Source organism: Pyruvatibacter sp. HU-CL02332, assembly GCF_040362765.1.
GTDB lineage: Bacteria > Pseudomonadota > Alphaproteobacteria > CGMCC-115125 > CGMCC-115125 > Pyruvatibacter.
This window is the reverse complement of sequence record NZ_BAABWK010000001.1, coordinates 2,200,466-2,221,143: the sequence shown is the minus strand read 5'-3', so window position 1 is coordinate 2,221,143 and position 20,678 is coordinate 2,200,466. Positions and strand designations below refer to the sequence as shown.

At 60.1% G+C, this 20,678-nt stretch carries 15 protein-coding genes, 1 tRNA gene and 1 pseudogene; 11 read left to right on the top strand and 6 right to left on the bottom strand.

The annotated features are described in order from the left end of the window. A pseudogene (locus ABXH05_RS10510) lies at nt 1–866 on the top strand (hypothetical protein); the annotation flags it as partial. Nucleotides 867–938: 72 nt separating this feature from the next. Here the strand turns inward: ABXH05_RS10510 and ABXH05_RS10505 are convergent. Then, nucleotides 939–1,463: a 2,4'-dihydroxyacetophenone dioxygenase family protein gene (locus tag ABXH05_RS10505; protein ID WP_353560959.1), complete on the bottom strand. Its 525-nt coding sequence runs from the start codon at nt 1,461–1,463 to the stop codon at nt 939–941. Nucleotides 1,464–1,562: 99 nt separating this feature from the next. On the opposite strand from ABXH05_RS10505, the gene ABXH05_RS10500 reads away from it, so the two are divergent. Beyond that, nucleotides 1,563–1,916 (top strand): HNH endonuclease, encoded by a 354-nt coding sequence (locus ABXH05_RS10500; protein ID WP_353560958.1) that lies wholly within the window; start codon nt 1,563–1,565, stop codon nt 1,914–1,916. Continuing rightward, nucleotides 1,913–2,641 (top strand): 5-formyltetrahydrofolate cyclo-ligase, encoded by a 729-nt coding sequence (locus ABXH05_RS10495; RefSeq protein WP_353560957.1) that lies wholly within the window; start codon nt 1,913–1,915, stop codon nt 2,639–2,641. Before ABXH05_RS10500 ends, ABXH05_RS10495 begins: the two co-directional genes overlap by 4 nt. 21 nt (nt 2,642–2,662) lie before the next feature. On the opposite strand, the gene ABXH05_RS10490 is transcribed toward ABXH05_RS10495, so the two are convergent. Further along, nucleotides 2,663–2,739, bottom strand: a tRNA-His gene (locus tag ABXH05_RS10490). Between the two features lie 264 nt (nt 2,740–3,003). On the opposite strand from ABXH05_RS10490, the gene ABXH05_RS10485 reads away from it, so the two are divergent. Together ABXH05_RS10485 and ABXH05_RS10480 are read left to right on the top strand one after the other, a co-directional pair. Next, entirely contained in the window at nt 3,004–3,552 is a 549-nt protein-coding gene (locus ABXH05_RS10485; RefSeq protein WP_353560956.1) for a YHS domain-containing (seleno)protein, read from the top strand. A 66-nt stretch (nt 3,553–3,618) separates the two neighbouring features. Further along, on the top strand, nt 3,619–4,626 hold the full coding sequence (locus tag ABXH05_RS10480; protein ID WP_353560955.1) for an alpha/beta fold hydrolase: 1,008 nt from the start codon (nt 3,619–3,621) through the stop codon (nt 4,624–4,626). On the opposite strand, the gene ABXH05_RS10475 is transcribed toward ABXH05_RS10480, so the two are convergent. Next, nucleotides 4,604–5,509, bottom strand: coding sequence for an SDR family NAD(P)-dependent oxidoreductase (locus ABXH05_RS10475; RefSeq protein WP_353560954.1), 906 nt, complete (start codon nt 5,507–5,509; stop codon nt 4,604–4,606). The two genes, ABXH05_RS10480 and ABXH05_RS10475, sit on opposite strands and share 23 nt — an antisense overlap. Before the next feature lie 302 nt (nt 5,510–5,811). Between ABXH05_RS10475 and ABXH05_RS10470 the strand changes: the two genes are divergently transcribed. Beyond that, complete coding sequence (locus ABXH05_RS10470; protein WP_353560953.1) at nt 5,812–7,344, top strand: sensor histidine kinase; 1,533 nt, start codon at nt 5,812–5,814, stop codon at nt 7,342–7,344. 130 nt (nt 7,345–7,474) lie between these two features. Beyond that, complete coding sequence (locus tag ABXH05_RS10465) at nt 7,475–9,232, top strand: ABC transporter permease (protein ID WP_353560952.1); 1,758 nt, start codon at nt 7,475–7,477, stop codon at nt 9,230–9,232. Nucleotides 9,233–9,307: 75 nt separating this feature from the next. On the opposite strand, the gene ABXH05_RS10460 is transcribed toward ABXH05_RS10465, so the two are convergent. The 3 genes from ABXH05_RS10460 to ABXH05_RS10450 all read right to left on the bottom strand — a co-directional run bounded on the left by ABXH05_RS10460 (nt 9,308) and on the right by ABXH05_RS10450 (nt 14,241). Beyond that, nucleotides 9,308–10,342, bottom strand: coding sequence for a Fe(3+) ABC transporter substrate-binding protein (locus ABXH05_RS10460; protein ID WP_353560951.1), 1,035 nt, complete (start codon nt 10,340–10,342; stop codon nt 9,308–9,310). Nucleotides 10,343–10,464: 122 nt separating this feature from the next. Continuing rightward, a complete protein-coding gene (locus ABXH05_RS10455; protein ID WP_353560950.1) occupies nt 10,465–12,429 on the bottom strand; it encodes an acetoacetate--CoA ligase in 1,965 nt (654 codons plus the stop codon). Nucleotides 12,430–12,483: 54 nt separating this feature from the next. Next, a complete protein-coding gene (locus tag ABXH05_RS10450; RefSeq protein WP_353560949.1) occupies nt 12,484–14,241 on the bottom strand; it encodes an ABC transporter ATP-binding protein in 1,758 nt (585 codons plus the stop codon). 519 nt (nt 14,242–14,760) lie between these two features. On the opposite strand from ABXH05_RS10450, the gene ABXH05_RS10445 reads away from it, so the two are divergent. The 4 genes from ABXH05_RS10445 to ABXH05_RS10430 all read left to right on the top strand — a co-directional run bounded on the left by ABXH05_RS10445 (nt 14,761) and on the right by ABXH05_RS10430 (nt 20,678). Beyond that, nucleotides 14,761–16,779 carry an AsmA family protein gene (locus ABXH05_RS10445; protein ID WP_353560948.1) on the top strand — a complete coding sequence of 673 codons (2,019 nt, stop codon included), beginning with the start codon at nt 14,761–14,763 and terminating at the stop codon, nt 16,777–16,779. Between the two features lie 99 nt (nt 16,780–16,878). Beyond that, on the top strand, nt 16,879–18,063 hold the full coding sequence (locus tag ABXH05_RS10440) for an ABC transporter ATP-binding protein (protein ID WP_353560947.1): 1,185 nt from the start codon (nt 16,879–16,881) through the stop codon (nt 18,061–18,063). 30 nt (nt 18,064–18,093) lie between these two features. Then, nucleotides 18,094–19,290 (top strand): polyamine ABC transporter substrate-binding protein, encoded by a 1,197-nt coding sequence (locus ABXH05_RS10435; protein WP_353560946.1) that lies wholly within the window; start codon nt 18,094–18,096, stop codon nt 19,288–19,290. 137 nt (nt 19,291–19,427) lie between these two features. After that, the gene (locus tag ABXH05_RS10430; RefSeq protein WP_353560945.1) at nt 19,428–20,678 is read left to right on the top strand and encodes an ABC transporter permease; all 1,251 of its coding nucleotides are present in this window, start codon (nt 19,428–19,430) and stop codon (nt 20,676–20,678) included.

The following is a 20,678-nucleotide window of genomic DNA, read 5'->3' as shown; positions in this document are numbered from 1 at the left end:
TCGTGCCGCCAGCACCTGCGGTCCCAGCGCCTACGACGCCTTCTGTGCCTGCAACGCCTAGCGCACCCACACCGCCTGCTACGTCCGGCTCGACAGGCGGGTCTGGCGGCATAGACGCTGGCACGGCGGCAGCGATTGTTGGCGGCGCAGCGGCCGTCGGCATTGGGGCTGCCATTCTTGGCGGCGGTGATGATGCGGCAGCAGGTGCTGCAGGTGCGGGCGGCAATGCCGGCACGCCTGGGGCGCCCGCAGGCACGGCGCCAGCCGCGCCCGCACCGTCTGCTCCTGCAACGTCGGCTCCCGCGCCTTCTGCTCCGGGAACGGGACAGCCGGCACCTGCCGGGCAGGCTCCTGCTGCGCCCGCGCAGCCTGCAACCCCTGCCTCGTCCCCGGCAACGCCTGCTGCGGATCCGGCTGCCCAGCCGACAACGCAGCCGACAGCCCAGCCAACGCAGCAACCAGCGGCACAAAACGCGCCGGCCGTACCGGAGCCTCAGGCTGCACCTGCGCAGACGGCCCCCGCGCAACCGTCGGGCACGACTGCGCCGTCAGATGCTGTGTTGGACAATCAGTTCGAAGCGGCCTGTTCGAGTGGGTTCTCGATTGCCGAGCAGCAAGCCTTCGACGCTTACTATGAGCGCATGGCTCATCCACAACGCCCGCTTCCGGACTATATCCAGGCCGGGCTGGTGGAAGGCCAGTTGATGCCGCCGGGCCTGCTCAAGCGGGCAAAACCGATCCCGGCATGGCTGAAGGGGCAGATTTCGGAGTGTCCGTCACATACGGATGTTCTCGTCGGCACCCACATCATGCGGTACGAAAGCAACTCCGGCATCGTGACGGGATTGTACAAAATCGGCGGCTAAAACCTGCTGACAAAAAAGCCCGGGCGGTTGCACCGCCCGGGCTTTTCTTTTGTGTTCTATCGTGTGGCAGACCTAGAGGTCTTCACCGATCACGATGAGCTTGTCATAGGACAGGCCCTGTTCATCGCACATGGCGCGATAGACATTGAGGATGCTGTTGGCATCCAGAATGCCGGTGACCTGACCGGTTTCATCTGTGTTGATGTTGGGACCATAGATGGCAAACCACACATCCGTTTCTTCGGTGTTGGTATCCGGCACAATCAGAGTGTGGACCGAACCTGCAGGCTCAAACAGATAGGATCCTTTTGAGTTCACCACGTCGGGATATTCGCGGTAGTGCCAGCTGCCGGTGAAGGTCACTGCAAAGACAGGCCCTGTGTGATAGTGCGTTGCCACCTGATAGCCCGGCGAGAATTTGGTGCGCAAGACCCACAGCCCCTGGGTCAGGTCAACCTGCTGCAGCTGGATCCTGGTGCCATCTCCAAGGTCCACAAATGGCAGATCGTCTTCGCCGATATGCAGCGCTTCGCCGGATGCAGGCGGCACCACGGGTGTTGCCATCTGGGTGATTGCGTCGTCTGCTTTGGTGTCCATTGAAGACCTCCCTGAAATGTGTTCCGACGCAGTCTAGCGACCTGACGCCCGCTGTCAGGTGTTTTTGACTTTTCGCCGCCGACACGCCATTTCCTCTGCATGACAGACCGCCGTCTCAGTCCCCTGCCAGACCTGCCGACAGCGTCGCTCTTAGATGCATCCGACGAGGGGCCGGTGTGTGCCTTGTGCGCCCGCCCGCTGGGGGACCGGGTGGAAAAGCATCATCTGATCCCGCGCCTCAAGGGCGGGACCCAGACCGTGCCGCTGCATCCCATCTGCCACAAAAAAATCCACTCGCTGTTTACGGAGAGCGAGCTGGCGCAGTCCTTCCACACGGTGGAGGCGCTTACTGACCATCCAGATGTTGCGGCCTTCATCAAATGGGTCCGCAAGCGCCCGGCAGATTTCCACAAGCGCACCCGCAAGGCGGGTGGCGGAAAGGGACGACGATGAGCACGTCGCTTTCTTTCACCACCAAGGACGCGGCGCGCACCCATGTGTGGGACCGGCTGAGCAATGAAAAGCTGGCCGCCTTCCCGTTCCCGCCGCATGGGCGCATTCCCAACTTCAAGGGCGCTGGCGAAGCGGCGAAGCGGTTGTTTGATATTCCCGTCTTTGCCAACGCGACAGCGCTGAAGATCAATCCGGATTCCGCCCAAAGCGCTGTGCGGGCGGAAGCCTTACGGCGCGGCATTGATGTCTATGTGCCGACGCCAAAGCTGGCCGGTGGCTTCTGGCGCATCGAGGCGGCCGCTGTGCCCCATGATGCGGTTCGGCAGGCGGCGGCCATGTCGACCATGCCCAAATGGGCAACGCAGGTGGTGCTCAAGGATCTGCCGCAGATGGATGCCATCGTGTCCGGCTCCGTAGCCGTCACGCCCTCGGGCAAAAGATGCGGCAAGGGCGCAGGCTACGCTGACCGGGAATACGGCATTTTGCTGGAACTGGGGCATGCCCCGGTGCCCGTTGCCACCACGATTCATGATGTGCAGCTGGTGGATGATTTCCCCCAGGTGGGGACGGATGAACCGCTGACGTTCATTGTTATGCCGACGCACAGTCTGGAGATTGCTTCACCGCCGGACGCCCCTACAGGCATCGACTGGTCAGTCATCACACATCAGGATCTGGAGGACATGCCGGTACTGGCGGACCTCAAGGCACTCATCGGCAGGTGATTTTCCGGAGAAAAAGGGAAATGGTACCGCCTCATGGGTTCGAACCAAGGACCTCCGGTTCCACAAACCGGCGCTCTAACCAACTGAGCTAAGGCGGCACATTTCAGCCAACCGGCGCACACAGGACTTTCGCCCTCAACCCGGTTGCGGAGGCGGAAACTAGCGTCCCGCCATGGCGATTGCAAGAAGGGATATGGCGGCTTTTTCGGCCTGTTCCAGCCAAAATCCCCGATTGCCCGCACGGAGTCCCCACCGAATTCGCTTCAAATTTGAGCTTTTGGATTACCGCCCCCTTGAGACCTCGTCTTTTAGGCTTTCTTCCATCAAATGCCCCTGTCGGGCCTGTGAGTTGAGGAAAGCCGATGATGGACTGGGCCAACCGATCCCTGAATGCCCTTGCCGCCATTGCCGTGGTGGTGGCCGCTATTGTGTATGGCAGCGCCGGCCCCGCGCAGGCAGCGCCCGATGATCTGTCAGCAGCCCTCGCGGACCGGCCCTCTCATGTGGCAACCAACTGGATTGGCGTGGCTGCTGTTGGCTATGACGTGGTGGCGTTCTTCACCAAGGGAGAGGCCCTCAAGGGCGACAAGGACATTACCGCCACCCATGATGGGGCGATCTATCGTTTTGTCAGCACGGACAATCGTGACCTCTTCCTGAAAGATCCCGCAGCGCTGGCCCCGCAATTTGGCGGCTATGGCGCGATGGGTGTTCGCATGGGCAAGAAGCTGCGCCCCGAGCGCAGCCCAGCCTGGCAGGTAGCCGACGAAAAGCTCTTCTTGTTCATCGATGAAGACACAAAAGCCATGTGGAACGAAACGGCAGAGCGCAATGAGAAGATCGCCCATGCCATCTGGGATACGATACGCAACGTGCCGCCCAAAATGCTCCTGGCTCCTGCCACCAACTAAGCCCTACAAGCGGCGCGTAACCTGCTGTTAGACTGCCCGCAAAACACATTGCAGGCAGGGTGGCAGATGGTTCCGGGCACGCAGACGACATTCATTGAGGCCAACGGCATTCGTTTTGAGGTTGCTGTCGCGCAGCCCGTCCATGCGGGCGCTGCAGGCAGCCAGGTCAGCGGAAAGCGCAAACTGGCGCTGCTGCTGCACGGGTTCCCGGAACTCAATTTTTCCTGGCGTGACCAGATTTCCACTTTCACCAATGCGGGCTACACGGTCTGGGCCCCCAATCTGCGTGGTTATGGCGATACCTCGCGGCCTGAAGGCATTGATGCCTATCGCCTGGATGTGTTGATTGATGATGTGGCCGGGCTGATTGATGTAGCAAAGGCTGAGGGCCTCGCAGATGAAATCTGCCTCGTCTCCCATGACTGGGGCGGTGCGATTGCGTGGAGTTTTCTGCTCGGCAAGAAGCGAGAGATTGATCGCTTCATCGTTATGAACCTGCCGCATCCCAAACGCTTCGTGGACGAATTCAAAACCTGGAAGCAGTTCAAGCGCTCCTGGTACACGTTCTTTTTCCAGATACCTTGGCTGCCTGAAAAATTGCTGGGCGCCAAGAAGGCCGAAGCCATTGGCCGCGCGTTCCACGATATGGCGGTCGACAAATCGCGCTTTCCAGACGACGTCCTGAATGTCTATCGCGAGGCCGCACTCAAGCCGGGGGCGCTCACTGCTATGGTCAACTACTACCGCGCGGCCATGCGGCGCCAGACGCCCTATCACGATTTGTGGCGCGAACCGCCAGTGATCGAAGTCCCGACATTGATGATCTGGGGGGAAGAAGATTCAGCCCTGTGTGTTGAGACCACGGACAAGATGGACCCGCTCATGAGCGACTTCACCCTGCGTCGGCTGCCGGGCGTCTCTCACTGGGTGCAGCAGGAGGCGCCGGAAACCGTCAATGCCATGATTGCCGCATGGCTGGGTGGCATTGCGGTGCCACAGGCAGCAGACCTCAATCGCCTTGCGCCGCCGCCCCCTCAAGAAATGGCGACAGCTACATCATCTGCCGCCCAATAGCCCCGGCCACAAGCCGGGTAAGCCACCGCGGGGATGCGCGGCCAATGCTGGTTGTCATCGCATAGGCCAGCCCGGGAACGCGCACCACGTCGCCCTTGATGCAGGCGTCATAGCCTTCCTGTGCCACTTCCTGCACATCGCCCACGAGGAAGGATGGAATACGCTCGGTGCGTTCATTGCTGCTCTTGATGGTGCCGAACATGTTGGTCTCGGTAATGCCAGGGCACAGCGCTGTCACGGTCACGCCATCGGACTTGAGTTCTTCAGCCAAGGACTCGGTCAAAGACAGAACAAAAGCCTTGGTGCCCGCGTAAACGGCCAGTGATGGAACCGGCTGGAACGACGCAACAGAGGCAACATTCAGTACACGTCCGGATTTTCGTTTGGCCATGGGCGGCACAAACAGGGCTGCGAGTTCCGTCAAAGCCACCGTATTGAGGCGGATCATGTCGCCCAGCGTTTCCGGCTCCTGACTCTTGAAGGGGCCCATTTCCAGCACACCGGCATTGTTCACCAGCACGTCGATATCGATGCCCCGGCTTGCCATCTCGTTGAACAGGTCACGAGGGGCGCCGGGTTTCGACAGGTCAATCTGGGCCACCTCGGTCGCGATGCCGTGCTCGGCTGAGAGCTTTTTCCCCAGCTTTGCGAGTTTGTCCTTGCTGCGTGCCGCAAGGACGAGATCAAAGCCACCGGCGGCGAATTTTCCTGCCAGCGCTTCTCCAATACCGGCCGATGCCCCTGTAATCAGCACCCACTGGCCCTGGGAGCCCTTGTTTGCGGGCCTGCCGGACGCCTTGGCGCGTGAGGCTGTCTTGCGCTTTGCAGCGGTCTTTTTGGTGGATTTTTTGGCCGTGGTCTTACGTTTTGGAGCTGTCGCCATTTTGGTTTTCCCTATCCCTCGGCCTCGTGTCTCTGGGCCGTTTTCACAAGCCTAAGCGGACAATTGCCCGTTTGCCACAGGTCCGTGCCCTATTGGACTTACGAGGGGTCACAGGGTGCCGCGTTTGAGGCTATAGTCTTTGAGTGTGCTTGGGGGAGCGCGCATGTCATTGGTGGACAAGGTTGTTGGGGAACAACCACACTGTGCCGAGACAATCGCTTTCCTATGTGCACGGTTTTCTGGCGTAGCTGGTCCTTAAGGCTGGCTACGTATCCTGGTGCCACCTGCCCGAACGGTCATGCATGACGTCCATCGACGACCAGACACCGACCACGCCTGCCACCGGGCTTGATACCCGGCCTGACCCCCGTTTTGTCTGGGATGGCGAGCGCGCCCGCGTGGCTGAGGCTAATGAAGAAGCCGCAGCGCTGTTTGGTGAAGTCGGCATTCTTGATCTAATCGAACGACCCTTCGCACCGCAGGGCCGGTTTGCAGCCGCACTCACACAGCTGATGGCAACGGCCTCAGCCCGCCAGGATACGATATCCTCCGTTGACGGACGGATGCCCCACCCCGAAGGCGGAAACCCACTCGACGTCACTGTCTCTCTTCAACCATTGAGCGACGGACGCATCGGCCTTGCCGTGGTGGTCGGAGTTGATGCCGAGCCAGACAGTGCGGAAGCGCGCGTGGCGGCGCTGGGTGAAGCCATCGCAGCGCCCGGCGCTCTTTTTGCCGCCGACGGCACTTGGCTTGCCGGCAATGATGCGTCTATCGCCCTTTTGGGTGAAAAAACACCAGACCTTGCGGAGTTGCTTGGCGACCCCAAAGCCGCGCTCAGGCTGACCGGGCACGCGCTGGCAGAGGGGCTCTCGTCTGCAACCTTCCGCATTGGCACGCGGTTTGGCGCACGCCTTGCGCGCGTCACCCTGACCCGGGCCCTTGATCCCAATAGCGGCGGGGCAGCGGTCGCGGCCTATTTCAATGACATCGCAGACAGGGCACGGGTTCTGGCAGCCCCTGCCCCGGCTGCACCCAATGCCGATACGCCCGCGACGGCCACGTCCCAGCCCGCCGGGACCGATACCAAGACTGCAGCTCTTGAAGCGCGTGCCTTGATGTCCCGCGTCGGCCACGAATTGCGCACGCCGCTCAATGCCATTCTCGGATTTTCCGAGGTCATGGCCAACGAACACTTCGGGCCCATGGGCAACGAAAAATATCTCGAATATGCCCGCGACATTCACACGGGCGGCGAACACCTGCTTGGCCTTGTGGATGATCTGCTGGAAATGGCCCGCTCTGAAAACGGGCGGCGCACACTGTCGTTTGAAGCTGTTGATCTGGCCGACATGGTGCATGCCATGAGTGATCTTCTGCGTGCGGAAGCTGCGGACCGCGGCCTCACCCTGTTTGCCGAGATTAGTGCGAATGTCCCACCGGTCGTGGCGGACGCCCGCTCCCTGCGGCAGGTGCTGATCAATCTGCTGGGCAACGCTATCAAGTTCACCAAGTCAGGCGGCACGATCACTCTTGGTGTGCGTGTGACCGATGACGGTGGCGTTGCCCTGTCTGTGGTCGACACCGGCATCGGCATGGATGACGCCCAGCTGGCAGCCGCGCTTGAGCCATTTGGCCAGGTGGAAGAAGCACAGGCTGACCTGGCCGAGGCAAAAGACGGTCAACATGGATTGGGACGCGGCCTGGGCCTTGGGTTGCCGCTGGCCAAAACGCTGGTTGAGGCCAACAAGGCCACCTTTGAGATTGAGAGTACACCGGGCGAAGGCACCAGGGTTCGTGCGGTTTTCCCGCCAACGGCCGTGCTGGCGACCTGACCGGGGTCCTGACGGGGGTTAAGGGCGCGACCAATTGCGTCTGGCCAAATGGGATGAGTTTATTGACACTCATTCTCAGTAAGCCTAAGCCGCTTCCTGATCCAGTTCACAGCCAGACGTTTTTCATCTTATGGCCCTCATAGAGCCGTCACATTCTGCCCTGACAGACAGGGGCCTGCCAGACCGGGGCCTGCCAGACGCGGGACTTCCGCTAGCGGCACGGCTGCGCGGGCTCTTTTCGACAGGGACGGCCGGGCGCACGCTGACTATCAGCGCCTTTATTGTGGCACTGGTCATTTCTCTGCCGGCGCTGGCGGTCATTTCCAGCCTGTTTGATACGACAACCGCAAGCCTCTCGGGTCTTGGCCAGTCCGTCATGGCCCAGTTGCTGACCAACTCGCTCATCCTTGCGACCGGCACGCTGGCGGGCGTTCTTGTGCTCGGGGTTTCAACCGCATGGCTTGTGACCATGTGCCGGTTTCCCGGTCGCGAGATTTTCCACTGGGCGCTGATCCTGCCCCTCGCCGTGCCCGCCTATGTGGTGGCTTATGCGTATACGGACTTTCTGCACCACCCCGGCCCCGTACAAACCTTGCTGCGCGACGTTACCGGATGGGGTGCGCAGGATTACTGGTTCCCCAACATTCGCTCCGAAGGGGGCGCGGTGTTCGTGTTTTCCTTCGTGCTGTACCCCTATGTCTATCTGCTGGCGCGCGCGACATTCCTTGAACAATCAGTCTGCGCCCTTGAAGCCGCCCGCACCCTTGGCCAGTCAGCCTGGGGCGCGTTCTGGAAGACGGCGCTTCCCCTGGCCCGCCCTGCCATTGCGGCGGGCGCTGCGCTTGCGATCATGGAAACGCTGGCTGATTTCGGAACGGTTTCGCACTTTGGTGTGCGCAGCTTTACGACGGCGATCTATCAAAGCTGGTTTTCCCTTGGGGACCGGGTGTTGGCGGGCCAGCTTTCTGCTGGACTGTTGGGCATTGTCACGCTGCTCATTCTTGTAGAACGCCTCAGCCGGTCGGGCGCCACCTACGAGCAAACCACAACGCGGCTGCAGCGCCTGCCGGACTATGAGCTCAAAGGCATCCGCGGTGCCCTCGCCTTTGCAGCATGCGCCTTGCCGGTGACACTCGGTTTCCTGCTGCCGCTGGGTATTCTCATCTATCTCAACTTTGTTGGCGGGCATGATCTGTTCGGCAGCCGTTACATCACGCTGACACTCAACACTTTCACACTGGCAGGGATTGCCGCGGTGCTGGCCGTGGCTCTGGCGCTGCTCATGGCGTACGCAGTCCGGCTCTCGGGCAGCCCGCTCGCACGCCTTGCCAACCGGATGACGAGCCTTGGCTATGCGATCCCCGGATCAGTGATCGCCGTGGGTGTGCTCATTCCGCTGGCGAATATGGACAACGCGCTGGACGCATGGATGCGCGCGACGTTTGGTATATCAACAGGGCTTATCCTGACAGGCTCCATCGTTGGCCTCGTGTTCGCCTATATCGTCCGCTTCATGGCGGTGTCCATCAACACGGTTGAGGCAAGCCTTGCCAAGGTGACGCCCAATATGGATGCGGCTGCCCGGTCGCTTGGGCGCTCGAAGCTGGCCACACTGATTGAAGTTCACTCACCGCTGATGCGGGGCAGTCTTTTGACCGCCGGCCTCATTGTGTTTGTAGATGTGGTGAAAGAACTACCGGCCACATTGATCATGCGGCCCTTCAACTTCGATACGCTGGCCATTCAGGCCTATCGGCTTGCAAGCGACGAACGACTGGCGGAAGCATCCACCGCCAGTTTGATGATTGTCGCAACCGGCCTCCTGCCGGTGATCATCCTGTCACGGACGATCATGGCGTCACGGCCCGGCAGCAAGACGCCCAAATAAAAAGACTGGCAAATAAAAGGAGGCCCGATCGCAAAAGCGACCGGGCCCCAAGTATGCCTGCTGCCAGGGAGGATCTTACTGGTAGCCGACTTCGTTGTAGATTTTCTGAGCTGTGGCCTGGTTTTCACCCAGCTTGATGAGCGGCAGGTCGTCTGCCTCAAATGCACCCAGTGACTCAACAGCGGATGAAGCCTCGACACCTTCAACGACGGGGTATTCGTTGTTGCCGTCGGCGAAGTATTTCTGCGCCGCATCGGTTGCCAGATACTCCAGGAAGGCAATGGCATTGTCGCGGTTGGGGGCATTTGCCACTACACCACCGGCCGACACATTTACGTGGGTGCCGTTTGCGTCATTGTCCTCAGTCGGCTGATCCGGGAACACAATGCCGATGCGGTCCGTGTCGTCCGGGTTGGCCAGGTCGCGTACGTCCTGAGAGAGCGCACGGGCAAAGTAGTAGGTGTTGGCAACAGCAATGGCGCACTGGCCCGACGCAATGGCGCGCAGCTGGTCCGTATCGCCGCCTTCAGGGTCGCGGGCGCGGTTGGCCCACAAGCCTTCAACCCACGCCTTGGCATCTTCTTCGCCGCGATGCTCAACAACAGATGCCAGAAGCGACAGCATGTAGATGTTTGATGAGGACCTCGTGCAGACGAGACCCTTCAGCTTGGGATCAGCGAGGCTTGCATAGGTCTGGACGTCAGCCGGGTCGATCTTGGCCTTGTCATAGAAGATGGCACGGCCACGGGTGGAGAACCCAAACCAGTGGCCGTCCGGGTGACGGAGGTTTTCCGGAATACGGTCTTCCAGTGTGTCGGAGTCGATCGATTGGAAGATACCGGCCTGATCTGCCTGATAGAGACGGCCCGCGTCCACTGTCAGCAGAATATCAGCAGGAGAATTCTCGCCTTCGGCCTTGATGCGCTCGATGAGCACGTTGGCCTTGTCTTCAATCCGGTTGACGGTGATGCCGGTGGCTTCTTCAAAATCAGAGTAGAGCCGCTCGTCCGTATCATAGTGACGAGAAGAATAGATGTTCACTTCGCCCGCGGCCTGCGCGGCGAGAGGAAAAGCAATGACAGCCGCCGCAGCAGCAACCAGAAGACGCATTGGATCAGCACTCCGAGAGATTACAAAAACCGCGCGATCAGCCCGCGCAATTGCCGCAACTGAATATGAGAACCATTCTCATGTCAAGCAGAAGAGTCAGCAATCCCGGGGTTTCGTAAAGGCTAGGATTTGAGCGCGTCGAGGCCCCGATAGAGGTCCAGGGCTTCAGGATTTGCCAGAGCCTCACGGTTTTTGACCTCTCGGCCATGGACCACGTCGCGCACCGCCAATTCGGTGATCTTGCCCGACTTGGTGCGCGGGATATCCGCCACCGCCACAACACGTGCAGGGACATGTCGGGGGCTGGCGCCTTCGCGAATCTGCTTGCGCAGGCGCGCTTCAAGGTCAGCGTCGAGGGTCGCGCCATCTGCCAGAACAACGAACAGCACCACCCGGGTGTCACCCTGCCAGTCCTGACCGATCACGAGGGACTCTGTGACCTCCGGCAGCTGCTCCACCTGCCGGTAGATTTCCGCCGTGCCGATGCGCACGCCGCCGGGGTTCAGCGTCGCGTCCGATCGTCCGTGGATGATGAAACCGCCGGTGTCCGTTTCTTCCGCAAAATCGCCGTGATGCCAGACATTGGGGAACCGCTCGAAATAAGCGGCGCGGTAGCGCGCGTCGTCATCATCGTTCCAAAAGCCGATGGGCATAGCCGGGAACGCACGCACGCACACAAGCTCACCTTTTTCGTTGAAGACACGCTTGCCGTCGTCGTTCCAGATTTGCGTCGCCATGCCCAGACCGGCCGCCTGGATTTCTCCGCGATGCACCGGCAGCAGCGGATTGCCAAGCACGAAGCAGGATACGATGTCGGTGCCTCCAGCAATCGATGCCAAATGCACGTCCGGCTTGATGGCATCCATCACATAGTCAAAGCCTTCAGGCACCAGCGGTGACCCGGTGGACAGCAACATGCGCAAGGCAGACAGGTCATGGGTGTCACGCGGGCGCAGCTTTTCATTGTTGAGCGCGTCGATGTATTTGGCGGAGGTTCCAAAATGCGTCACGCGTTGCTGCTGCACCACGTCAAACAGAACTTCCGGTCCTGGGTGGAACGGCGACCCGTCATAGAGAACCAGCGTCGCGCCAGCCTGCAGGCCGGACACCAGCCAGTTCCACATCATCCAGCCGCAGGTGCTGAAGTAAAACAGCGTGTCGTCAGAGGTAAGCCCGCAATGCAGACGATGCTCCTTGGCGTGCTGCAGCAAGGTGCCGCCCGCAGAATGCACAATGCATTTGGGGGCGCCGGTCGTGCCTGACGAAAACATCACGTAAAGCGGATGACCGAATGGCATCGGCAGAAATTTGAGGTCGTCCGGGTCTTCCGCGTCCAGCGCCTCGCGCCAGAGTTCAGCCTTGGGCACGGCCCCCACATGGTCGTCGGCCATATAGGGTACAACCAGCACGCCTGCCAGGCTCGGAAGGCCATCAGCGATCTCGCGCAGCTTGTCTCGGGTGTCGTGGGTCTTGCCGCCATAGGCGTAGCCGCCGCAGCCAATCAGAAGCGTCGGCTCGATCTGGCCAAACCTGTCCAGCACACCCTTTACGCCAAAGTCCGGCGAGCAGGAGGAGAAGACCGCCCCGATGCTTGCCGCAGCAAGCATGGCAACCACTGTCTCAGGCATGTTGGGCATCATGGCCGCCACACGGTCTCCGGGACCAACACCCAAGCGGGCAAACACGCGCTGGGCGCTGGCCACATCTTCGCGCAGCGTGCCCCAGGTCATCCGCCAGGCATCTCCGGTTTCAGAGCGGAAGACCAGCGCCACATCGTCGTCTTTGCCTGCATGGGCCAGCAGGTTTTCAGCAAAGTTCAGGCGTGCCTGGGGAAAAAACCGCGCGCCGGGCATGGCGTGCGCATTCTCAAGAACCACATCGCCCGCATCGCCAACAATGCCGCACTCATCCCAGACTGATTGCCAGAACTCCTCACGATGATCGACTGACCATGCGTGCAAGCTCTTCCAATCGTCGAGGGATCGTTCCCAACGCACACCGGCCGTTTTTGCAAACTGACCCATGGGCGTGTCGGCGGGCGTTTCGGGTTCCCACAGAACCGCAGCCTGTGTGGTGTGATCTGTCATGGCAAACCGATACCGCCCCGCCGACCTGAAATCAAAGCCTGAAGCAGGGCCAATCTAGAAGACCAGCCCTGCAGCTTGCGTTTCCAACAATTGTTTGAAGTCACCATCAGGCCTTTGCATGAGCTGGGCGTGGGTGCCCTGCTCCACAATACGGCCCTGCCGGAACACGAGAATACGATCCACATCGCGCAGCGTAGACAGCCGGTGGGCAATCAGGATCGTCGTGCGGCCCCGCATCAGCTCCTCGATCGCATCCTGAATGATGCTCTCGGTATGGGAGTCGAGGCTTGAGGTGGCTTCGTCCAGCACCAAAATGGGCGCGTCCGCCAGAAATGCCCGAGCAATAGCCACCCGCTGGCGTTCACCACCGGAGAGCTTTACACCGCGCTCGCCCACTTCCGTGTCATAGCCCTGCGGCAGGTTCATAATGAACTCGTCCGCATGGGCCCGCCTTGCAGCCTCCATGACTTCCTCACGGGTGGCGTCCGGTCGGGCATAGGCGATGTTCTCCGCCAAGGACCGGTGGAACAAGGCCGGGTCCTGCGGGACGAGAGCAATCGACTGGCGCAGGGACGACTGGGTGACCGCCGCCACGTCCTGACCATCAATGACAATCTGCCCGCCATCCACATCATGCAGACGCTGCAGCAGCTTCACGAAAGTACTCTTGCCAGAGCCGGAGCGGCCGACAAGACCCACACGCTCGCCGGGCTGGATCGTGAGGTTGAAGTCCTCATAGATAGGGTCCGGCTGATTGGCATAGGCGAACTGCACATTCTCAAAGGCAATGCGTCCGGAACCGGGCACAAAGTTCGCGGCATTTGGCCTGTCCGCCACGCCCATGGACTGACGCTGGAACAACACCAGATCGTCCAGTTCGTTGATTGCCTGCTGGGCGTTTCTGATGTGATAGGACGCGTGCCGCAGATGGCTGTCGATCACGAAGAAGGTCGTGAGCGCCAGCACCACATCACCGGGAGTTGCCAGTCCCTGGGTCCAGTAATAGGTGGAAAAGCCCAGCAGAGCCGCCATCATCAGGATCTGCATGGCGACCTGGAACATCACGGCGTTCTCGCCGCGAATCCAGGTGAACTGCGCCTTGCCCGCCCAGTCGCGCACCACCCGCTCGAAGGACACGTCTTCGCGTTCCTCCGCACCGAAGCTCTTGACCACGGCGTTACAGGTAATGGCGTCTGACATGGTGGCGCCAATGCGGCTGTCTGCCGCCATGTGGATGTTGTTGGCGGGAGCCACCCAGTTGGCAGACAGCCAATAGCCAACGCCCAGATGCAGGGCGATGAGCACACCAACCGTCAGTCCCATGACCGGCCAGAGGATGGTCAGCATGATGGTGAGACCGATCAGCGTCAGCACGGCCGTCAGCAAGGCATGGATCACCGTGTCGGCGTAGGTGTCATAGGCCCACATGCCGCGGCTGATCTTGCGGACTGTTGCGCCGGCAAACTCATTGGCATGCCACTCGGACGAAAAGCGCTGCACGCGCTCAAACGCATCGCCCACCAGATGTCGCATGACGTTGGCCGCAAAGACGATCCACACGCGATACATGATGTAGCGCACGGTGAAATAGAGGATTGTCACGCCGATGACGATGAACAGCAGCCGCCACACCTGATCTTCCGGCAGTGTGCTTGAAATGGCATCGACAAAGCGCCCGGCGACAAGCGGCAGGGCCACATCAAGCGCTGCCATGCCGACGACGAGTGCCACGCACGCCCAGAAAAGGCGTGGGTACCGCATCCAGTAGACCCACACAAAGCGGGCTGTTTCAAAGGTAGTTAGATTGGTCATGATATTCACAGCCCACGTCTTTGCGCGGAGCTGTCCCAGGAAGAAATTTGTTTTCGGAATTGGACAAACTTGGGGGCAGGCGCCCGGCCAAACGATGCGGTTAGCGCCCGAATACAATCGGGAGCTTGAGGAGGGTCGCGTGCCTGCCCCGCTATCGCCGGGAAAGACCGCTGACGCCAACCGCGTTTGTCTAAGCCTTGTCTCTAGACGCGATGCCTATGCCGACAAGGCTTGGAAAACGCGATCACGCGGGGAGTATCGTTTTTCATCGACAACTCTTCCTGGGTGCTGGCATCCCTTAAGGGGTACACCAGCGCGTGAATCGCAAAACCTCACCCCGAATGGATGAGACGGTCATGACAATGCCACAGGATTTCGCGAATGTGGAAGTAAGTAAATCGTGATGCATGGCAGGACTGCGAAAAGCGCGGTACGATTGCCACAACACGCCACCACCTGCCCGCGTCCCTCATGGCCCTTTGGCCACTAAAACCCAAGGGACCGCACCGGAGAAACCCAATGCGCGCCTTGCTCTATTTCGTTATCGCCGTCGTTGCTCTTGTGGCAGGTGCGGTTTTTCTTGCGCCCATGTTCATTTCTGCCGATCTGGTGAAGCAGGAAGTTGAAGCGGCCGTTGAAAGCGCGACGGGGCGCAAACTCACCATTGCAGGGGACGTCTCCATCAGCGCCTGGCCGGCGCTGGCAGCAAATATCGGCGACGTGACGTTTGCCAATGCGCCGGGCGGCAAGTCAGACAACATGGCAACCATGAGGGAGTTGCGCGCGGAGCTGGCGATCATGCCGCTGCTGAGCGGCAAGGTGCAGGTCGATGAATTCGTGCTGCGCGAGCCTGTCATCAATCTGGAGATTGCGCGCAACGGCACGCCGAACTGGCAGTTTGAACCAGCGGCTGCGCCGGCTGATCCCACCCCCGCACCGCAGGACACATCATCAGGCGGCGGCGACACGACACCAACTGACGGCAGCAGTGGTGGCGGTCTGGCACCAGCGGAAGTCTCCCTGGCCAACATGACCATTGAAAACGGTCAGATCAGCTACAGCGATGCCCAGTCCGGTGCGGCTTACAATTTCAGCGACGTGGATGTGACGCTGAACCTGCCAAGCCTCGATGAGCAGCTGAACGTGGCAGGCGCGCTCACCTGGAACGCCGAACGGGTCAATATTGACGCCACCGTTGAGCGCCCCCGTGCAGTGCTTGAAGCAGCGACCACGGCAACAACGCTTGCCGTCTCGTCCAATCCGGTGACTTTCAACTATGCGGGTGACGTGACGTTTGGCACTGCACTGGCAACAAGCGGCACTGTTGACCTTGATGTTCCCTCAGTGCGCAAGCTTTCCGCATGGACGGGTAGTCCGATGGCAGAAGGCGGCGGCTTTGGTCCGCTTGCGCTGAACGGACAGCTGGCGAGCGCCGGCACGCGCTACACATTTTCCAATGCCACCATGTCACTGGACGGCATGAACGCCAACGGCAACCTCGTTGTGGAAACCGCAGGCGCACGGCCCAAGCTGTCAGGCACTTTGGCAGTCGATCAGATTGATACCAATGTCTATAGCGGCCAGGGCGATGCGGGCTGGAGCACGGACGCGATCGATTTTTCAGGCCTCAAAGCTGTCGATACAGACCTCAATCTCTCCGCGAGTGAAATCATCTTTGGCAACGTCGTCATTGGTGAAAGTGCGCTTGGCCTCGACATCACCAATGGCACAATGGTCGCGAACCTCACCAAGATGGCACTCTATCAGGGCTCGGGAACCGGCAAGCTGACCCTCAATGGCCGTCGTGCCACGCCATCACTGGCAGCCAATTTCAATCTGTCCGGGCTAGCCCTCGAGCCATTCCTCAATGCCGCGGCAGGCTTCAAGCGTCTGGATGGGACCGGCCTTTTCAACATCGCCGTGACGGCCAGCGGCGCGTCTCAGGCACAGATGGTCAACACGCTGAACGGGAACGGCAACATTGATTTCAGGAACGGCGCCATCAAGGGCATCAACCTGGCGCAGATCATTCGCACAGCGTTGACTGATCCGATCACGGGCTGGAGCAATGCAGCGTCTTCAGACACGGATTTCAGCGAGCTGAATGGCTCCTTCAACATCACCAACGGGGTGCTGTCGAACAACGACCTCAAGATGCTCGGGCCTCTCCTGCGGCTCACCGGTGCCGGGTCAACCAGCATCGTGCAGCAGTCGATCAATTACCGCCTGAAGCCCAAGCTGGTTGCCTCACTTGAAGGTCAGGGCGGCACAGCGGACAAGTCCGGCTTGGATATTCCCGTGATCGTCACGGGCACATGGTCCAATCCGAAATTTGCACCGGATCTGGCGGCGGTCCTTTCCAACCCGACCGATCTTCTCAAAGGTGTTGAGAGCCTCGAGAAAATTCAGCCCAAGGACATTATTCGGGGACTGCTGGGCCAGGGCGGCTCCTCCGACAACTCCTCCGGAGAAGCTCCCAAGGAAGAAAACAAGCAGCCCAATCCCGAAGACCTCCTCAAGGGATTGTTTGGCCGGTAGTCAGCAGAGCTGATCGCCCATGGGCTTGCGGTTTGCATCGATGGGTTGATCGTCTAGGCTCGCCGAAACCGGCTGATTTGCCTGACTATCAGAGGCTCCATGGACACCCAGACGCTGCCTGAAACCGCGACCCCAGACGCACGCGCTGATGGCAGCACTGCTGATCCATTGGTGCGATTTCGCGGCGTTCAAAAAACATATGACGGCGAAACACTGGTGGTCAAAGGTCTGGACCTTGATATTGCCCGTGGCGAGTTTCTCACCCTGCTGGGGCCATCGGGCTCAGGCAAGACAACCTGCCTGATGATGCTAGCTGGCTTTGAAATGCCCACGGGCGGCGACATTCTTCTGGATGGCGACCCCATCACCACGCTGCCGCCGCACAAGCGCGACATCGGCATGGTGTTTCAGAACTACGCGCTGTTTCCCCATATGTCGGTCGCAGAAAATCTTGCTTTCCCCCTTAAGGTGCGCGGCATGGCGCCCGGTGTGATTGCAACAAAGATTGCTGATGCCCTGGACATGGTGGAGCTGGAAGACTTTGGCAGTCGCATGCCCGCGCAGCTGTCAGGTGGTCAACAACAGCGTGTTGCCGTCGCGCGCGCGCTGGTGTTTGAACCCAAGCTTGTGCTGATGGATGAACCTCTGGGCGCGCTTGACCGCATGTTGCGCGAGCAGATGCAGCTGGAGATCAAGCGGCTGCATGAGAACCTCGGCATCACCATCGTTTACGTGACCCATGATCAGGGCGAAGCGCTGACAATGTCTGACCGCATCGCCGTCTTCAATGACGGGGTCATTCAGCAGGTCGACCCGCCTGCCCGCCTCTATGAAGAACCACAGAACAGTTTTGTGGCGTCCTTCATTGGCGAGAGCAACAGGCTGGCCGGCGAGATACGTGGCACAGTGAGCGGCAAGGTCACTGTTGCGCTAGACGGCTCAAATGGGCTGGTGCTCGCGGCCCCTGTGGCAGTCCACGAGACCGGCGCGCGGACCTTGCTGTCCATCCGGCCTGAACGGGTGCACGTTCTAAGCGCTGATGACACGGCGTCTTTTGACAATGTGTTTGAGGGCACGGTTCGCGAACTGATTTATCTCGGCGACCATGTGCGCGCCCGCCTGACACTTGGCGGCAATGACGATTTTGTGGTCAAGGTGCCCAACATGGCAGGCTCTGCGTCTTTGGCGCGGGGCGACAAAGTACGTGTCGGCTGGTCAGCAGATGATGCACACGCGCTGGACTATATGGAATTTGAGACCGACGGCCCACGGGCTGCGGCCTAGAGCTTACGTATCAATGGGGAGATACATGCAATGACTTTCGCACCATCGCTTGCGCCCAGATTGCTGACAGCAACCGCAATCATGGCCCTTGGACTTGCCGCCTGTGACAGCGGCAACAATGACGCAGCCGAAGCACCCGCAACACCAGATGCGGCTGTTGCCGACGCGACGCCGGACACTCCCATTGAGGAAGCGACGCAGAGCACTGAGACCACGCTCACAATCGTGTCTTGGGGCGGGGCCTACACGAAGGCGCAGATTGAAGGATTTCATAAACCCTTCAGTGAGCGCACTGGCATCATCATTCAATCGGACGACTATGACGGCAACATCGCCCCCATCAAGGCACAAGTGGAAAGCGGGAACGTGGTCTGGGACGCGGTTGACGTTGAGACCGCTGAAGCCGTGCGTCTGTGTGATGAAGGTCTGACGGTTCCGGTCGATCACTCATCCCTGCCTCCGGCTCCCGATGGCACACCGGCGCTCAAAGACTTCCTGCCCGGCACATTGTTTGAGTGCGCGGTTCCCATTTCGGTGTGGTCGAACGTGTTTGCCTTTGATGCATCAAAGTATCCTGAGACTGCGCCTTCGACGCTGGACGACTTTTTTGATCTTGAGACCTATCCGGGCAAGCGTGGTCTTCGCAAAATTCCGAAGTTCAATCTCGAGTTTGCCTTGATGGCTGACGGCGTTGCCACTGACAAAGTCTATGAGGTGCTGTCTACGCCTCAAGGCGTCGATCGGGCCTTTGCCAAGCTTGATACGATCAAGGACGAGGTCATCTGGTGGGAAGCTGGTGCGCAGCCACCGCAGCTTCTGGCGGACGGAGAAGTGGTCATGACCAGTGCATTCAACGGCCGTATCTTCAACGCGCAAATTGCCGAGAAACAGCCTTTTGAGATCATCTGGGACCGGCAGATATGGGACCTTGATCTGTGGGTCATGCCCAAGGGCGGCAAGAACCTCGATGCGGCCATGGATTTTGTGTCCTTTGCCACCTCAACAGAGGGGCTTGCAGGCCAGGCCAGCTGGATTGCCTATGGCCCGTCACGCAAATCAACCCTCGAACTGGTTGGTGCGCACGCGGAATATCCCGATGTGGACATGAAATCCCACATGCCGACGACGCCGGAGCGCCTCGCCAACGGATTGCAGAACGATTACGAGTTCTGGGCAGATTACAATGACGAGCTGGAACAGCGCTTCAATGCGTGGCTGGCGCAGTAAACCCACGAAAGTCGAGACTAGGGCACGTTCCGGTGTGGCGCGTTCCGGAGTGGCGCGCAACCTGATAAGAGAAAAGGGCTGGTGATTTGCACATGTGCAGCATCAGCCTTTTTGCTGTCGCCATACCCGGATCACCCATGACTGCTGCAGACGCAGCCCCCTATGACACACCGCCCCCCGAACTGAAGCGCCAGCTGCAACGGGCCAATCGGCTTGCGCGGTGGAAAGCGCTGGGGCTTGTCGCGCCACTCCTGGTATTCCTGATCGTCACCTTCATTGTGCCGATCCTCTCCATGCTGACCCGCAGTGTGTATTCGCCGGCATTTGGCGAGGTTCTGCCGCATCTCAGTGAGGCGGTGCAGAACTGGGACGGCGACGGCATTCCCGATGAAGCAGTCTTTGCAATCCTCGTGACCGACATGATGGCCGCACGGTCGCAGCGCACCATCGGGCAGGCTGCCACCCGGCTGAACTATGAAGTGCCGGGCACAAGATCACTTGTCATGCGATCCGCCCGACGGGTTGCGAGGCTCGACGCCCCCTACAGTGAAAGCCTGCCGGCACTTGATCCACGATGGGGAGAGCGCGAGATATGGGCCGCCATCAAGCGGGTTTCAGAACCGGTGACACCGACTTTCTATCTCTCCGCTCTCGACCGTGCCCAAACCGCCGATGGGTCGATTGTGCTGAATGCCGAAGAACAGCGCCTTTATGTGCAGCTATTCTGGCGCACGCTGTGGGTCTCTGCACTGGTCATGGTGCTGTGCCTCGCTCTTGGCTTTCCCATTGCCTATTTGATGGCGCATATGTCGTCCGCACGGGCCAATCTGCTGATGATCCTTGTGCTCCTGCCCTTCTGGACATCGCTCCTTGTACGGACAACGTCGTGGATCGCGCTGCTGCAAACGCAAGGCGTGCTGAATGATCTGATGGTCTGGGCGGGGCTGGTGTCGGACGATGGCCGCATTCAGCTGATCTACAATCAGATCGGCACTGTCGTGGCGATGACGCATATTCTGCTGCCCTTTACGGTGCTGCCGCTCTACGCGGTCATGCGCGGCATTCCGCCATCACTGACCCGGGCGGCCCTGTCGCTGGGGGCAACGCCGGCAACGGCCTTCATGCGGGTCTATCTGCCGCTGACGGCACCGGGCATCGGCGCGGGCGCTGTGCTCGTGTTCATTCTCGCCGTTGGCTACTACATCACCCCGGCGCTGGTGGGCGGGCGTACGGGCCAATTGATTTCAAACCTCATCGCCTTCCACATGCAGGAAAGTCTCAACTGGGGTCTCGCGGCGGCCCTTGGCGCCCTCCTCCTGGCTGGCGTGCTGGCGCTGTACTGGCTCTATGACAGGCTCGTTGGCATAGACAAGATGAGGCTTGGATAA

Excerpts from the sequence above, each read along its gene's own strand:
- ABXH05_RS10505 (WP_353560959.1), bottom strand. The coding sequence starts at position 1,463 with ATGGACACCAAAGCAGACGACGCAATCACCCAGATGGCAACACCCGTG.
- ABXH05_RS10500 (WP_353560958.1), top strand. The coding sequence starts at position 1,563 with ATGACAGACCGCCGTCTCAGTCCCCTGCCAGACCTGCCGACAGCGTCG.
- ABXH05_RS10495 (WP_353560957.1), top strand. The coding sequence starts at position 1,913 with ATGAGCACGTCGCTTTCTTTCACCACCAAGGACGCGGCGCGCACCCAT.
- ABXH05_RS10485 (WP_353560956.1), top strand. The coding sequence starts at position 3,004 with ATGATGGACTGGGCCAACCGATCCCTGAATGCCCTTGCCGCCATTGCC.
- ABXH05_RS10480 (WP_353560955.1), top strand. The coding sequence starts at position 3,619 with ATGGTTCCGGGCACGCAGACGACATTCATTGAGGCCAACGGCATTCGT.
- ABXH05_RS10475 (WP_353560954.1), bottom strand. The coding sequence starts at position 5,509 with ATGGCGACAGCTCCAAAACGTAAGACCACGGCCAAAAAATCCACCAAA.
- ABXH05_RS10470 (WP_353560953.1), top strand. The coding sequence starts at position 5,812 with ATGACGTCCATCGACGACCAGACACCGACCACGCCTGCCACCGGGCTT.
- ABXH05_RS10465 (WP_353560952.1), top strand. The coding sequence starts at position 7,475 with ATGGCCCTCATAGAGCCGTCACATTCTGCCCTGACAGACAGGGGCCTG.
- ABXH05_RS10460 (WP_353560951.1), bottom strand. The coding sequence starts at position 10,342 with ATGCGTCTTCTGGTTGCTGCTGCGGCGGCTGTCATTGCTTTTCCTCTC.
- ABXH05_RS10455 (WP_353560950.1), bottom strand. The coding sequence starts at position 12,429 with ATGACAGATCACACCACACAGGCTGCGGTTCTGTGGGAACCCGAAACG.
- ABXH05_RS10450 (WP_353560949.1), bottom strand. The coding sequence starts at position 14,241 with ATGACCAATCTAACTACCTTTGAAACAGCCCGCTTTGTGTGGGTCTAC.
- ABXH05_RS10445 (WP_353560948.1), top strand. The coding sequence starts at position 14,761 with ATGCGCGCCTTGCTCTATTTCGTTATCGCCGTCGTTGCTCTTGTGGCA.
- ABXH05_RS10440 (WP_353560947.1), top strand. The coding sequence starts at position 16,879 with ATGGACACCCAGACGCTGCCTGAAACCGCGACCCCAGACGCACGCGCT.
- ABXH05_RS10435 (WP_353560946.1), top strand. The coding sequence starts at position 18,094 with ATGACTTTCGCACCATCGCTTGCGCCCAGATTGCTGACAGCAACCGCA.
- ABXH05_RS10430 (WP_353560945.1), top strand. The coding sequence starts at position 19,428 with ATGACTGCTGCAGACGCAGCCCCCTATGACACACCGCCCCCCGAACTG.